15 protein-coding genes are annotated in these 13175 nt (G+C 46.9%); 12 read left to right on the plus strand and 3 right to left on the minus strand.

The window, feature by feature from the left end:
- Nucleotides 1-386: 386 nt before the first annotated feature.
- A complete protein-coding gene (locus RB160_RS10960) occupies nucleotides 387-1688 on the minus strand; it encodes a glutamate-1-semialdehyde 2,1-aminomutase (protein ID WP_316570324.1) in 1302 nt (433 codons plus the stop codon).
- Between the two features lie 202 nt (nucleotides 1689-1890).
- Here RB160_RS10960 and RB160_RS10965 point away from each other — a divergent pair, with 202 nt between their 5' ends.
- Genes RB160_RS10965 through RB160_RS10975 form a run of 3 tightly spaced genes read left to right on the plus strand, consistent with a single transcriptional unit; the run spans nucleotide 1891 to nucleotide 4495 of the window.
- Complete coding sequence (locus RB160_RS10965; protein ID WP_316570326.1) at nucleotides 1891-2904, plus strand: ABC transporter ATP-binding protein; 1014 nt, start codon at nucleotides 1891-1893, stop codon at nucleotides 2902-2904.
- An 11-nt stretch (nucleotides 2905-2915) separates the two neighbouring features.
- The gene (locus tag RB160_RS10970; protein WP_316570327.1) at nucleotides 2916-3707 is read left to right on the plus strand and encodes an ABC transporter permease; all 792 of its coding nucleotides are present in this window, start codon (nucleotides 2916-2918) and stop codon (nucleotides 3705-3707) included.
- 2 nt (nucleotides 3708-3709) lie between these two features.
- A complete protein-coding gene (locus RB160_RS10975) occupies nucleotides 3710-4495 on the plus strand; it encodes an ABC transporter permease (RefSeq protein ID WP_316570328.1) in 786 nt (261 codons plus the stop codon).
- A gap of 88 nt (nucleotides 4496-4583) precedes the next feature.
- On the opposite strand, the gene RB160_RS10980 is transcribed toward RB160_RS10975, so the two are convergent.
- Together RB160_RS10980 and RB160_RS10985 are read right to left on the minus strand one after the other, a co-directional pair.
- A complete protein-coding gene (locus tag RB160_RS10980; protein ID WP_316570329.1) occupies nucleotides 4584-5309 on the minus strand; it encodes a flagellar motor protein MotB in 726 nt (241 codons plus the stop codon).
- Entirely contained in the window at nucleotides 5306-6106 is an 801-nt protein-coding gene (locus RB160_RS10985) for a MotA/TolQ/ExbB proton channel family protein (RefSeq protein WP_316570330.1), read from the minus strand. The genes RB160_RS10980 and RB160_RS10985 overlap by 4 nt, the downstream gene beginning before the upstream one ends.
- 123 nt (nucleotides 6107-6229) lie before the next feature.
- On the opposite strand from RB160_RS10985, the gene RB160_RS10990 reads away from it, so the two are divergent.
- From RB160_RS10990 to RB160_RS11030, 9 genes are all read left to right on the plus strand, one after another.
- Nucleotides 6230-6667 (plus strand): YaaR family protein, encoded by a 438-nt coding sequence (locus RB160_RS10990; RefSeq protein ID WP_316570332.1) that lies wholly within the window; start codon nucleotides 6230-6232, stop codon nucleotides 6665-6667.
- A 16-nt stretch (nucleotides 6668-6683) separates the two neighbouring features.
- Nucleotides 6684-7523: a flagellar hook-basal body protein gene (locus tag RB160_RS10995; protein ID WP_316570334.1), complete on the plus strand. Its 840-nt coding sequence runs from the start codon at nucleotides 6684-6686 to the stop codon at nucleotides 7521-7523.
- A gap of 5 nt (nucleotides 7524-7528) precedes the next feature.
- Nucleotides 7529-8308, plus strand: coding sequence for a flagellar hook-basal body protein (locus RB160_RS11000; protein ID WP_316570336.1), 780 nt, complete (start codon nucleotides 7529-7531; stop codon nucleotides 8306-8308).
- A gap of 146 nt (nucleotides 8309-8454) precedes the next feature.
- Nucleotides 8455-8721, plus strand: coding sequence for a flagellar biosynthesis anti-sigma factor FlgM (flgM, locus tag RB160_RS11005; protein WP_316570338.1), 267 nt, complete (start codon nucleotides 8455-8457; stop codon nucleotides 8719-8721).
- Nucleotides 8714-9181 carry a flagellar protein FlgN gene (locus RB160_RS11010; protein ID WP_316570339.1) on the plus strand — a complete coding sequence of 156 codons (468 nt, stop codon included), beginning with the start codon at nucleotides 8714-8716 and terminating at the stop codon, nucleotides 9179-9181. The genes flgM and RB160_RS11010 overlap by 8 nt, the downstream gene beginning before the upstream one ends.
- 11 nt (nucleotides 9182-9192) lie before the next feature.
- The gene (flgK, locus tag RB160_RS11015) at nucleotides 9193-10659 is read left to right on the plus strand and encodes a flagellar hook-associated protein FlgK (RefSeq protein ID WP_316570340.1); all 1467 of its coding nucleotides are present in this window, start codon (nucleotides 9193-9195) and stop codon (nucleotides 10657-10659) included.
- A 22-nt stretch (nucleotides 10660-10681) separates the two neighbouring features.
- Complete coding sequence (gene flgL, locus RB160_RS11020; RefSeq protein WP_316570341.1) at nucleotides 10682-11563, plus strand: flagellar hook-associated protein FlgL; 882 nt, start codon at nucleotides 10682-10684, stop codon at nucleotides 11561-11563.
- Between the two features lie 125 nt (nucleotides 11564-11688).
- On the plus strand, nucleotides 11689-12186 hold the full coding sequence (locus tag RB160_RS11025; RefSeq protein WP_316570342.1) for a PilZ domain-containing protein: 498 nt from the start codon (nucleotides 11689-11691) through the stop codon (nucleotides 12184-12186).
- A 97-nt stretch (nucleotides 12187-12283) separates the two neighbouring features.
- Complete coding sequence (locus RB160_RS11030) at nucleotides 12284-13117, plus strand: flagellin N-terminal helical domain-containing protein (protein ID WP_316570343.1); 834 nt, start codon at nucleotides 12284-12286, stop codon at nucleotides 13115-13117.
- Nucleotides 13118-13175: the final 58 nt, after the last annotated feature.

Below are 13175 nucleotides of genomic sequence, written 5' to 3' on the forward strand. Positions count from 1 at the left end.
GCCCAAAATAAATAACTGTCCAGCCTTGTGCAAAAAAACTGAAGATTAATGTCTTCCTTTACTTTTTACTCATTTCCGGCCAAGTTAAACAATTCAGTACTATACAATGAGAATCGAATCGAAGCAAGTGTATTTTTTGTGAAAAATTACCCGGGTATTCGGCAAGATTAGGCGGGGTTCGGCAAGATTAGCCGGGTGTTCGGCAAAATTACCCGAGTATTCGGCAAGACTAGCCGGGTGTTCGGCAAGATTAGCCGCGTGTTCGGCAAGATTAGCCGGGTGTTCGGCCAGATTAATCAGGTGTTCGGCAAGATTAGCCGGGTATTCGGCAAGATTCCTAGGTGTTCGGCAAAAATCCAGAGCCGCTTTCGACTCTGGATTTCAACTTAATTTTCTTCATTCATAAGCGAATAAAACGCATTGTCAACCGCATGAAGCGTGGCCTCGATGTCCTCTTCCGTATGGGCGATGGTTACAAACCAAGCTTCATATTTGGAAGGGGCCAAATTGATGCCCTGGTGGAGCATCAGCTTGAAGAACCGCGCGAACATTTCGCCGTCCGTATTTTCCGCCTGCTCGTAATTTTCAACCTTTTCTTTTGTAAAATAAATCGTCAGCGCGCCTTTGAGCCGGTTGATGGTGATTGGTACGCTATGCCTTTCCGCTGCTTCAAGGATGCCTTTTTCAAGCAATTCGCCCAAAAGGTCAAGGTATTCATAAACGCCATCCTGCTTCAGGACTTCCAGGCAGGCAATCCCGGAGAGCATCGATGCCGGGTTTCCGGCCATCGTCCCGGCTTGGTATGCCGGACCGAGCGGGGCAACCTTTTCCATGATTTCCTGTTTGCCGCCGTACGCGCCGATTGGCAGCCCGCCTCCAATAATTTTACCGAGAGCGGTCAAATCAGGCGTGATGCCGAGAAGATCTTGCGCGCCTCCGTACATAAACCGGAACGCCGTTATCACTTCATCAAAAATGAGCAGCGCGCCAGCATCATGGGTAAGCTCTTTTACCTGCTCAAGGAATCCGGGTTTTGGTTCGACAATGCCGAAATTGCCGACAATGGGTTCAATCATGACGGCAGCAACCTGGTCGCCCCATTTTTCAAGCGCGTCCTTTAGAGGCTCGATCTCGTTAAACGGAACTGTTATTACTTCCTGGGCAATGCTCTTTGGAACGCCGGCGGAATCAGGAGTCCCTAGAGTGGATGGACCCGAACCGGCAGCGACAAGGACAAGGTCGGAGTGGCCATGATAACAGCCCGCGAACTTGATGATTTTATCCCGGCCCGTATAGGCCCGCGCGACCCGAATCGTCGTCATGACCGCTTCTGTTCCTGAGTTCACAAAGCGCACCTTGTCCATTCCAGGCATCGCTTCCTTCAGCATTTTTGCAAGTTTAATTTCATGGGGAGTAGGCGTTCCATACAGGACGCCGCTCTCCGCCGCTTTTTTTATCGCCTTCGTAATATGTGGATGGGCGTGTCCAGTGATGATTGGCCCGTATGCCGCTAGATAATCGATGTATTGATTTCCGTCTACATCCCAAAAATACGCTCCTGACGCGCGTTCCATCACGACCGGCGACCCGCCGCCTACCGCCTTATAGGAACGGGAGGGGCTGTTTACCCCGCCAACAATATGTTCAAGTGCTTCGTTATGTAGTTTTTCAGAATTGGAAAAGTTCATTTTGGAATCCTCCTCGTTATTTCTTTCCTATAATATCATTGTTTCTTCCATAAGGCTGAATTTTTTGCAAGCACGTAAAACATGCAATTTTATAGAAAGTTCTCTGTATTCCGAATTAGCCGTAATAATGCGGGAAAGTTGTACTGGGAGCAAGGATTGGATAAACTGAATTGTTAGAGCGCAGCTTTTTGGAGGACTGAAAATGAATCAACATAATGCTATTGAAGTAGTAGGGTTGCGGAAGGAATTCAAATCGCACTTAAGCCGATCGGGCCTTTCGGGTGCATTCCGTGATCTGTTTACACGAAATTATAAAATCGTTCCGGCGGTTAATGATATAAGCTTTAAGGTAAAGCAGGGAGAAATGGTTGGCTACATCGGCGAAAACGGGGCCGGAAAGTCGACGACAATCAAGATGCTTACTGGCATCCTGACGCCTACCTCCGGGAAAATCATCGTCAATGGAATGGATCCGCATAAGGAAAGGGAGCGGTTTGTCCAGACAATCGGCGTCGTTTTCGGGCAGCGTTCCCAGCTTTGGTGGGATATCGCCGTCCAGGAATCGTTCCGGCTTTTGAAAAAAGTCTATAAAGTCTCCGATGCGGACTACAATTCGCATATGGACCATGTGATCAAAACGCTTGAGATTGGGCCGCTGCTTGACAAGCCGGTCCGGAAGCTGTCCCTTGGGCAAAGGATGCGCTGCGAACTCGCGGCCGCACTAATCCACAACCCGCCGCTTTTGTTCCTGGACGAACCAACCATTGGCCTGGATGTGCTCGTCAAACTTCGCATCCGTGACTTTTTAAAAGAAATCAACGAAAAATACAACACGACCATTCTGCTGACGACCCATGACCTTTCGGATATTGAAGCGCTTTGCGAACGGGTCATCATGCTTGATGAAGGAAGCATAATTTATGACGGCCCGCTGAACGACCTGAAAGAAAGATGGGCTGAAGGCAAGCAGCTACAATTCGAATTTCTTGAAAAAGTTGACTTGGCGGCATTGCAGCATACAACCTTGGGGATGCCGGTCAAATGGGAAATGGACGAAAAAGGCCAGGTGTTCACTGCCCAGACCGATGATATGGATGAAGTGATTTCGCAAGTCATTTCAAAGGTCGTTTCTTCTTTTAAAATAAAGGATATTAAAATCAATGAAATATCAACAGAAGAAATCATCCGAAATATTTACGAAAAAGGTTCAGCATAGGGAGGCTGCAGATGGACAAGTACCTTGAAATGGTTCGGATGCGGTTTTTAATGATGCTGGCGTACCGAACAAATTATTATACTGGAATACTTATATACAGCATCAATATTGGCGCCTATTATTTCCTTTGGAGCGCAATCTACAGCGGGAAGGAAAGCATCCAGGGGCTATCCGTAAGCCAGATGACAACGTACGTGGCAATCGCCTGGATGGCGAGAGCGTTTTATTTTAACAATCTCGACCGTGAAATGGCGCTTGAAATTATGGAAGGGAAAGTAGCGATTGAACTGATTCGGCCTTACAGCTACCTAGGGATGAAAACAATGCAAGGGTTTGGCGAAGGAATTTTCCGGCTGCTGTTTTTCTCCGTACCGGGGATGGTCATCGTTTCGCTAATCTTTCCTGTAAAGCTGATTTGGGATCCCGCTGTCTGGGGGCTGTTTGCGATATCGATTTTCTTCAGTTTCCTGATCAATACGCAAATCAATCTGTTAACGGGGATTACGACATTTTTCTTATATAATAACGCCGGGCTTATTCGGGCGAAAAGGGTCGTCATCGATTTGTTTTCCGGGCTGCTTTTGCCGATGAGCTTTTTTCCCGGCTGGGCGCAGGAAATTATGAAGTACTTGCCGTTTCAGGGCATCAGCTATATCCCAAGCATGATTGTCACAAAGGGTTTTTCCAACGGGCAGGCGCTTGAAGCGATTCTGCAGCAAGCTGTCTGGGTGCTCTTCCTGCTCATCCCGATCATCATTCTTTGGCAGCTGGCCAAGAAACAGCTTGTTATTCAGGGGGGCTGACCGTGTTTTATGCATCAATGTTTTTCCAATATGCCGGGCAGTATATGAAAACAAGGCTCCAGTACAGGGCCGACCTCCTTGTCGAAATTTTATCCGACCTGCTGTCCCAGGCTGTCAACTTCATTTTCATCCTTGTCGTTTTCGGGCATACATCGCTTCTGAACGGCTGGAGCAGGGATGAAATTATCTTTATCTATGGATTTTTCCTTGTCCCTTATGCTGTTTTTTCGGCATTCTTCAATATTTGGGATTTCAATGAACGTTATATTGTCAAAGGGGAAATGGACAGGATTTTGACAAGGCCAATCCATAGCCTTTTTCAAATTATCCTTGAGCGGCTGGAACTGGAAGGGCTTTTTGGAGCGGTCACGGGAATCGCAGTCATGTTGTACGCCGGCCATAACCTTGGCCTTCAATGGTCATGGGCCGATCCGTTCATTTTTCTGCTGTTTGTGGCGGGAGGAGCGCTCATTTACGGCGGCGTGTTTGTCATGCTCGCCTGCATCAGCTTTTGGGCCGATGCCCGGACATCAATTATGCCGATGATGTACAACATCGGGAATTACGGACGTTATCCCGTCGACATCTACAACAAGGCAATCCGGTTTGTTTTGACATGGATTTTGCCGTTCGCGTTCGTCGGCGTGTACCCAGCTGCCTTTTTCCTTGGGAGGGAAGAGTGGTACGGCTACGCCTTCCTCACACCGGTCATGGGCATTCTCTTCTTCGCGGTTTCCGTATTCCTGTGGAACCAGGGGGTAAAGCAATACCGGGGAGCGGGGAACTAGAATTGACAAGTTGGTCGAATTTTTAATAAAAAAACCGCCTCCGTTTTACTAAATCGGCAGGCGGTTTTCTTATATTAAAAAAGTATTTCTATTGCCTCAGAATAACGATTGTCACCCTGCGATTTGCCTGGCGGTGTTCATCAGTATCGTTAGGGAACAGCGGATGGAATTCGCCGAACCCGGAAAACTGGAGTCGGCTGGTGTCAACATTTTTTGACTCAAAATAGTAAAGGACACTGACTGCCCTGGCAGCGGAAAGTTCCCAGTTCGTCCTGTAAATCGTATTGGTTGCCGGTACATTGTCGGTATGTCCTTCGATGCTTACAGGGTTCGGAACGGTGTTGATTAGGCCGACCATCCCATCCAGCGTTTTAAAGGAGTTTGGCTTCAGCTCGGCCCTGCCCGAGTCGAAAAGGATGACATCCTTCAAAGACACTTCAATTCCTTTTTTAGACTCTTGAAGGGAAACGACAGCTTCCAATTTATTATTCTTAATATAATTTTCAAGCTTGATTTTCAGTGCATCTAGCTCTGCATCTTTTTTGTCTTCCTTCGGCGGTTCTACAACCGGAGTTTCCGGCGTTGGCATGTGCGGTGACAGCCCTGCGTTATTATCGGGAATCTTCGTCCCGGTCAGTTCAGACTTGAACGATTCCATAAGGTATTGGTACTTGGCGACATCAATTGTACTTGCCGCGTAAAGGACAATAAATAATGCCAGTAAAAGCGTCAACAAGTCCGCATACGGGATCAGCCATGATTCATCAACATGCTCGTCTTCGCCATGTTCGAATTTCCTTCTGTGCTTCCTCATGCGGATTTCTCCTCAAGCAAGGCGGATTTGTCCAGGTTTTCATACTCTTTCCGTTCCGACAAAGGAATATGGACGGTCAGCTTTTTCTCCAATGCGCCAGGCACGATTCCTTCGTAAATGGCAAGCAAACCTTCGATGATGATAAGCTTTGAGTCCTGTTCACGCTTTGAAATGCGCTTTAGTTTGGTTGCGAGCGGATGCCAAAGGACATAACCGGAAAAAATACCAAGCAGCGTCGCGATGAAAGCGGCCGCAATCGAATGGCCGATTTTTTCAATTTCCGACAGAGAGCCAAGCGCGGCGATTAGGCCTACTACCGCACCGAGTACCCCAAGGGTCGGGGCGTACATTCCCGCCTGGGAAAAAATTAGCGCTCCGGCCTGGTGCCGCTTTTGGATGGCCTCCACTTCCTCGAACAAAACTTCCTCGATAAATTCAGCTTCGTATCCATCGATGATCATTTCCAGCCCTTTTTTGAAAAAAGGATCCGTTGTCGATTCGGCAATTTCTTCCAACGCGAGAAAACCTTCTTTTTTGGCAATCTCAGCGCAAGCAATCAATTTCGCGATCGTTTCCGCATTGGAAGGGAGCTTTGGTTCGAACATCGCAATTTTCAACAATTTAGGGAACTTTTTCATTTCCTTGAACGGAAATGCGACAAACAGAGCAGCCGCCGTCCCTCCGAAAATAATCAAATATGCGGCGGGATTATTGAGCGAGGCGAGGGGCGCGCCCTTTAAAACCATCCCAAAACCAATAGCCAGCAATGCCAATAATATTCCAAAAATACTAGACATGAATTTCTCCTTTGGTTTATCTTTAATTTAACTTGATACTTGCCATTGTAAAGGACAAGGCAAAATTCGACAATTGTATTTTTTTAAAAATATTCGACACCGGCGTGACGGAGGAGGCCCGAATTGAAGATACAACAAAGCCACGGAATTGGCCACGAACGCTTTTTGGCGGTAAGGGAAAAGGGTAAGGAAACACACTCCTTCCAGCAAATTTTCCAGGACAGCCAGGTTGGTCTGAGCCAAGAACGGCTTCAGTCGCTATTGTCCCAATTGGACAGAAATGGAAGCCGCCTTGCCGTTTCGAGGACGATCCAGGATTTATTGGCCTACAAGCAAACAATCAAGGAATTTCTTCAGGAAGTTGTCCAAAATGGATTTTCCCTTGATGAACACCGCAGCTTCCAGCAAAGCGGCCGTGAGAAGAAATTAATTTTAATAAAACAGGTGGACACCCATTTGCTCGAATTGTCCGATCAGGTTTTTGACAAGCAAACTACAACTGTTAGCCTGCTTGACAAACTTGGCGAGATTAAAGGGCTTTTGGTGAATCTGTACATGTAGATAAGGGGGAGACGACATGCTAAGAGGCATTGATTCGGCGGCATCGGGCATGATTGCGCTGCAGCGGAAGCAGGATGCGCTGACGAATAACCTGGCCAATGCGGAAACGCCTGGATTCAAACAGGATGCGAGCCCGCTCCGTTCATTTCCCGAAGTATTGCTTGAGCAGATCCGCGGAAAAGAAAGCGGGGCCCAGGCCAGAATGGGAACGTTATCAATGGGCGTTTACAACCAGGAAACGCTGCCGTTATTTTTACAAGGGACGCTTACGGAAACGAACATGCCGTTTGATTTCGCGATAAGCGACCAAGGATTAGAACCGATTCAGGTGGACGGCCGGATGGTGAAGCCAGCAGCATTCTTTGCGGTCCAAACTGCGGATGGTGCTATGCGGCTGACCCGGAATGGACGTTTTTCAGTTAACGAAAACGGCGAGCTAGTAACAGCTACAGGGGATTTTGTTTTAGGGAAAAATGGAAACAGGATTACTGGGCTGGACCCGCTTTTAAAAGATGTCACGATCTCTGTGGACGGGGAAATTATTGCATTTCCAAATGAGCCTCAGCGGACGAGGACTGTTGGATCGATCGGGATGGTCATTGTTGAAAATCCGAACCTGCTGATTAAAAGGGACAATGGGCAGTTCGAGCTAGAAGGACAGGAAATGGCCATGGTAACCGGTAATCTGCCTGCCGGGCTCCAGCTGCACCATAAAACGCTGGAGCAGTCAAATGTTGATCTATCTCAGACGATTACCGAAATGATGGCCAACATTCGCCTGTATGAGGCAAATCAGAAAGTACTCCAGGCATACGACAAATCATTAGAGCAGTTGAATACGATTGGAAGGGTATAAAAACCATGAGCTCATCTTTATTTATTGCAACGTCAGGCATCAAGGCATACCAGGGAAAGCTTGATACGATTGCCAACAACATCGCGAATGTTGAATCGGCTGGGTATAAGCGCAGGGAAGCGGCATTTTCCGAAAATCTTGCCGCATCGATCCGGCAACAGCCGGAGGCGGAAAAAGAAGTTGGTCGGCTCACGCCGGACGGGCTGAGGGTTTCCTATGGTTCGCGGATTGCGGCGACGCCATTGGATTTGACTCAGGGAGCGCCGAAGCAAACGGACCAGCCATTCGATTTCATGATTGAAGGCGAAGGTTACTTCCAAGTTCGGCGGGCAACTGGGACAGGTACGGAAATTTTATTCACAAGGAACGGGGCTTTTCAAAAATCGCCTATAGGTCCGGGGCGGTTCCAGCTAGTCAACTCGCAGGGAGATGTCTTGCTTGGAGCGAACGGCAATCCGATTGAACTGAATGAAAACGGGACCTTCACCGTCGCGGCAAACGGAACCATTGAAGGAACCGGCCAGCAAATCGGGCTTGTCGGTTTTACAAATGCGCAGCTCCTTAAGGACGAAGGTGGAGTTTATCGGCTGACCGGCGGGAATGTGTTCATGGCTCCGGGCGACTCCTTCCAAATCAGGCAAGGGTTCCTGGAAAGTTCGAATGTCAGCTTGAACCAGGAAATGACCGACATGATCAAGGCCCAGCGCGGTTTCCAAGCAAATTCAAGGGCGCTTAGCTATGCGGACCAGATGATGGGAATCGCGAATGGAATCATGAGGACATAACACCAACGATACGGCGTTCGCACTAATGATTAGTGCCCGCCGTATTTTTATTATTTTTTTTCATAAAACAGTGAAAACCCCCTAGTCGGCCATAGATAACAAGTCGATACATGGAGTAAGAGATAGTTTGAAAGGAGCGGGCCGTTATGAAAATCAATCCATTTAACCGAATCGATGCTGCCTATCAGGCTTATCGGAAAAATCAGCCCAGCCGCACAGAAGGAACGAAAAAGGACAAGGTTGATACAGTAGAATTATCAAGCGAAGCACAACTTCAAATCCAAAAGGATAAAGAATTGAGAATACAGCAATTGAAATCGCAAATAGAAAATGGCACATACAAAGTAGACAGCGAAAAAATCGCCGATAAATTGATTTCGCTGTGGAAATCCGGAGCAAAGCTGGATGAATAAGCTTCTGGAAGTACTGCAGCTATTGGCGGATTTGCACAACAAGCTTCTGGAAACAGCGAAAAAGAAACAGGAAATTTTAATTTCAGGGGACGTACAGCAGCTTCTCCCATTGATTGCCGAGGAGTCCAAGCTTCTCAAACGAATCAAACAGGCAGAGGAAGAGCGCACGAGAGCACTCGGCGAAGATGTGAATCTGTCATTTTCAAGGTTGATTGAGCAGCAGCCCGAAGGCGACCTGAAAGAAAAATTGAAATCGATTTTAAGCGTACTTCAGCAGCGGTTCGAGGAAATCGGGCGGGTCAACCATATGAACCAGCAGCTCCTCGAACAATCGCTGACATATACACAATACATGATTAATCAAATCCTGCCTGCATCAGAAGGGCCTGGCCTTTACAGCGCAGGAGCAAACCCGAAGGAAATGAACGAATCCGTTCGGCTGTTTGACGCAAAAGCATAGGGGAGAACGATATGTATTCTACCTTTCACGGTTTGGAAGTAGGGAAAAGGGCCATCCTTTCACAGCAAACGGCCCTAACCGTCACAGGACATAATATTGCAAACGCAAATACAAAAGGATACACAAGGCAGGAAGCAGTCCTTAACGCGACAACTCCGCTATCCTCGCCCGGCATCCAAAATGGAACGCTTCCGATACAGCTTGGAACAGGAGTTGAAGTTTCCGAGTTTCGGAGGATCAGGGAAGGGTTCCTGGACAAACAATACCAAAGTGTGCAACAGCAGGCGGGCTATTGGGATGCGAAATCGGGAAGCCTCTCCGCACTTGAAAGTATTTTCGATGATTTGTCGGACGGCGGATTGGACGGTTCCATCCAGCGTTTTTGGCAAAGCCTGCAAGAGCTTGCGAAACGGCCGGATGATTTATCGGTAAGAGTTGTCGCTGCCGCATCCGGGAAGGAAGTTGCCGACCGGCTCAACCAAATCCATTCGGATATCGGGATGGTTGAAACAAGCATCGCTGACCAGCTTAACGTGAAGGCAAACGAAATCAACTCTACGGCAAACGAAATTGCCTCGCTTAATCTGAAAATTGCTCAAGTCGTCGCGGGAGGAAATCAGCCGAACGATTTGCTCGATAGGCGTGACATGCTTTTGGATAGGCTGTCGAGGCTTGTTGATATTGAAACAACGCCGGGGCAGAATGGGCAAGTGGATGTATACGTAGGCGGCTCTCAAATGATAAAGGGTGGCAGTGTAGATAAGCCTTTTGGCATTGATATATTAAACAAGACGGCAACAATGGCCGGTTTTCCTGTCACGTTAAAGGGCGGCGAAGTACAGGGCCTTCTTGAAACGCACGGCTATACAACCGGTGGAACAACGGCCGGAACGATCCCGGCACTTAAGACGAAGCTGGATGATCTGGCGAAAGCAATCGCGGACAGCATTAACGGAATCCATTCCAGTGACGATGCGCGGAGCCTTGAGTATTTTGATAAAAAGAAAAACGATCCAACGGTACAGCCAGATAAGCTGCTGTTTTTTGTTGATAAAAACGATCCGACAAAGCCGCCAACAAATGCGGACAGCATCATGCTAAATCCGCTTCTGAAGGATTTCCCGGCGAAACTTGCCGCGGCAGCAATTGAGAATGTCGGGGATGGCTCGAATGCAAGTAAGATGAGCGAAGTGCTACAAGGGAAACTATCAATTGGCGGGACAATCGCTTCAGTTGGCGACTTTTATAAAACTATAATCGGCGAGCTTGGGACCGACATCGAGGCTGCCAACAATTGGAGCAATAACGCAAATGCGATGGCGCAACAGGTCGAGAACCAAAGACAGTCTGTTTCCGGGGTTTCCATTGACGAAGAATTAACGAATATGGTCCGGTACCAGCAGGCATACAATGCCGCAGCACGTTATGTATCGGCAGTGAATGAAATGCTAAATGTGTTGATAAATGGGATGAAGTAACGGTTGGCCGGAAAGGAGGAACATGATGCGGGTAACACAAATAATGATAAACAATCAATTCATGAAAAATCTTCATAAAAATAACCGTGCAGTCGAGACGCTCCAGGGGCAAATAGCATCAGGGAAAGTGTTTGATAAGATTTCCTCAAACCCAGGAGCTGCTTTAAAAAGCCTTTCGCACAAATCCGATTTGGCGAAACTGGAGCAATATCAGAAAAATGCCCAGGACGGAATCAATTGGAGCTTGGCAATGGACGATGCGCTCGACGATGTGACTGGAGTTATGCAGCGGGTCCGTGAACTTACCGTCCAGGGAAGCAATGATTCATTCAGCCCTACGGACAGGAACAGTATTGCCATCGAGATTCGCTCGCTCATCAATCAGGCAGGCACAATCGCTAATACCCGGTTTGGAAACGGCTATTTGTTTTCCGGGACTGATATTGAAAGCCAGCCATTTTCGAATGGCGCTTTGCAGCCTGTCAGCCAAGATGGCATGAAATGGCAGATTGGCAAAGGGATGCATGCTGAAGTGAAGGTCAGCGCCGGTTCGGTTTTTGGCCATACGGAAAGCGGCAGGGACCTTTTCCAAACTATTACCGCTTTGGCTGAAAAGTTGGAGGATGGAGAAAACCCGGGGAACTTCCTATCAGAAATCGATGGGCATATGGACAATGTCCTGGCTCAGCGCGCAGTAGTCGGCTCCAGCCAGAAACTTCTGGAGCAAGCTTCTAGCAGGTTGGATCAAGCGCATTTTCTGACAGAGAAAATGCTGACGGAATTGGAAGGAACAGATATCGCGAAAGCATTCACTGAGCTTTCTTTACAGGAATCGGCCATCAAAGCCTCGCTTTCAGCCGGTGCGAAAATGATGCAGCTAAGCCTTGCTGATTTCCTGCGCTAGAATAATCACTCGGCAGAGCGGGCGGAATAGGGAATATGGTTTAATACTTTGAAAATCCCCATCCAGCCAAACAGGAGATGGGGATTTTTTATTTTTAGGTTACCTAATGGGGAGAGTGCGGGGGCATGCAGGATCAACAGCTTATCATACTAGGGGCTTTAGTGGTTATATTCCTCATTGCGGCTATTTTTCTTTTTTTAAAAAACAGAAAGTCTAAAAGCCCGATAGAGTCAAAAAAAGAGGAAAAAGTAGAAAATAAGAGAGAGAACTTCAGGGTCCATGTTGATGATGACGATTCGGTAATGGTGGTTAAAAAAATTGGCGCTGATGTTATGAACAAAGAATATACATGCAAACTGGTTGATATCAGCGCGGGAGGAGCGGGGGTCTTTTGTGAGGAGGATTTTCCTTTAAAGGATCAGATATTCGTCATACTCCATTTCTCTTTGAACAAGGAGCAGTTCACATTCAACGGAAGAATTGTCCGAAAAATCGAAAGCCTGGGAAGGAAACACTCACTCTACGGAATTCAGTTTCTTGACATGCCCGTAGCCGATGAAAACAGGCTTATAAAAGAAATCATCGCCATCGAAAACAATAGAAGAAAAATATCAATAAAATAAAAAAAATTATCGAATACCCTCTACACTTTTAAAAACAATGTCGATACATAAAAGTACAGAGGGAAAATATTTCCTCAATAAAAGGAGGGTACATAAAATGATTATCAACAATAACATTGGAGCATTGAACACTCACCGCCAACTGACTCTTAACAGTGCAAACCAGGCAAAAAGCATGGAGAAACTTTCTTCTGGCCTTCGTATTAACCGTGGTGCAGATGATGCAGCAGGCCTTTCCATCTCTGAAAAAATGCGCGCACAAATCCGTGGCTTGGATCAAGCTCAGCGTAACGCTCAGGATGGTATTTCTTTAATCCAAACAGCAGATGGAGCTTTGAATGAAACTCATGCAGTACTTCAACGTATGAGGGAGCTAATTGTGCAGGGTGGAAGTGATACATTGGATGCTAATGATACCGCCGCTATTGATAAAGAGTTAACAGAGCTACTAGGTCAGATTGATGACATTTCTGGCAGAACAGATTTCAATGGTTCAAAGTTACTGGATGGCACTTTTAAGGATGGTAAGACATTACAAGTTGGTGCCAATAATCTTGAAACTTTGACAATTACAATTGAAAAATTAGATAAGACTACACTTGGAGATACAACTAATTCTAAATTTATTTCAACTGTTGGAGCAGGTAGCGCTAAATTCGCAGACAGCTTAGCAGCAATAGATGGTGCAATTTCAATGGTATCTACAACCCGTGCTACTCTTGGTGCACAGCAAAACCGTTTGGAATTCACATCTAATAACTTAGCATCAACTTCAAATAACCTAACAGCTGCTGAATCCCGTATCCGTGACGTTGATATGGCGAAGGAAGTTGTTGAAAACAGCAAGAACGGTATACTTGCCCAAGCTTCTCAAGCGATGCTTGCTCAAGCTAACCAACAGCCACAAAGCATTCTTCAGTTACTTCGTTAATTTTAAATTTAAAATGGCCATTGGGTTTCCGATGGCCGTTTTTTATACCCTTTTTTAC

Origin of the sequence: Neobacillus sp. YIM B06451 (genome assembly GCF_032667185.1) — a bacterium.
Taxonomy (GTDB): domain Bacteria; phylum Bacillota; class Bacilli; order Bacillales; family Cytobacillaceae; genus Bacillus_D.

Excerpts from the sequence above, each read along its gene's own strand:
- RB160_RS10960 (WP_316570324.1), bottom strand. The coding sequence starts at position 1,688 with ATGAACTTTTCCAATTCTGAAAAACTACATAACGAAGCACTTGAACAT.
- RB160_RS10965 (WP_316570326.1), top strand. The coding sequence starts at position 1,891 with ATGAATCAACATAATGCTATTGAAGTAGTAGGGTTGCGGAAGGAATTC.
- RB160_RS10970 (WP_316570327.1), top strand. The coding sequence starts at position 2,916 with ATGGACAAGTACCTTGAAATGGTTCGGATGCGGTTTTTAATGATGCTG.
- RB160_RS10980 (WP_316570329.1), bottom strand. The coding sequence starts at position 5,309 with ATGAGGAAGCACAGAAGGAAATTCGAACATGGCGAAGACGAGCATGTT.
- RB160_RS10985 (WP_316570330.1), bottom strand. The coding sequence starts at position 6,106 with ATGTCTAGTATTTTTGGAATATTATTGGCATTGCTGGCTATTGGTTTT.
- RB160_RS10995 (WP_316570334.1), top strand. The coding sequence starts at position 6,684 with ATGCTAAGAGGCATTGATTCGGCGGCATCGGGCATGATTGCGCTGCAG.
- RB160_RS11000 (WP_316570336.1), top strand. The coding sequence starts at position 7,529 with ATGAGCTCATCTTTATTTATTGCAACGTCAGGCATCAAGGCATACCAG.
- flgM (WP_316570338.1), top strand. The coding sequence starts at position 8,455 with ATGAAAATCAATCCATTTAACCGAATCGATGCTGCCTATCAGGCTTAT.
- RB160_RS11010 (WP_316570339.1), top strand. The coding sequence starts at position 8,714 with ATGAATAAGCTTCTGGAAGTACTGCAGCTATTGGCGGATTTGCACAAC.
- flgK (WP_316570340.1), top strand. The coding sequence starts at position 9,193 with ATGTATTCTACCTTTCACGGTTTGGAAGTAGGGAAAAGGGCCATCCTT.
- flgL (WP_316570341.1), top strand. The coding sequence starts at position 10,682 with ATGATGCGGGTAACACAAATAATGATAAACAATCAATTCATGAAAAAT.
- RB160_RS11025 (WP_316570342.1), top strand. The coding sequence starts at position 11,689 with ATGCAGGATCAACAGCTTATCATACTAGGGGCTTTAGTGGTTATATTC.
- RB160_RS11030 (WP_316570343.1), top strand. The coding sequence starts at position 12,284 with ATGATTATCAACAATAACATTGGAGCATTGAACACTCACCGCCAACTG.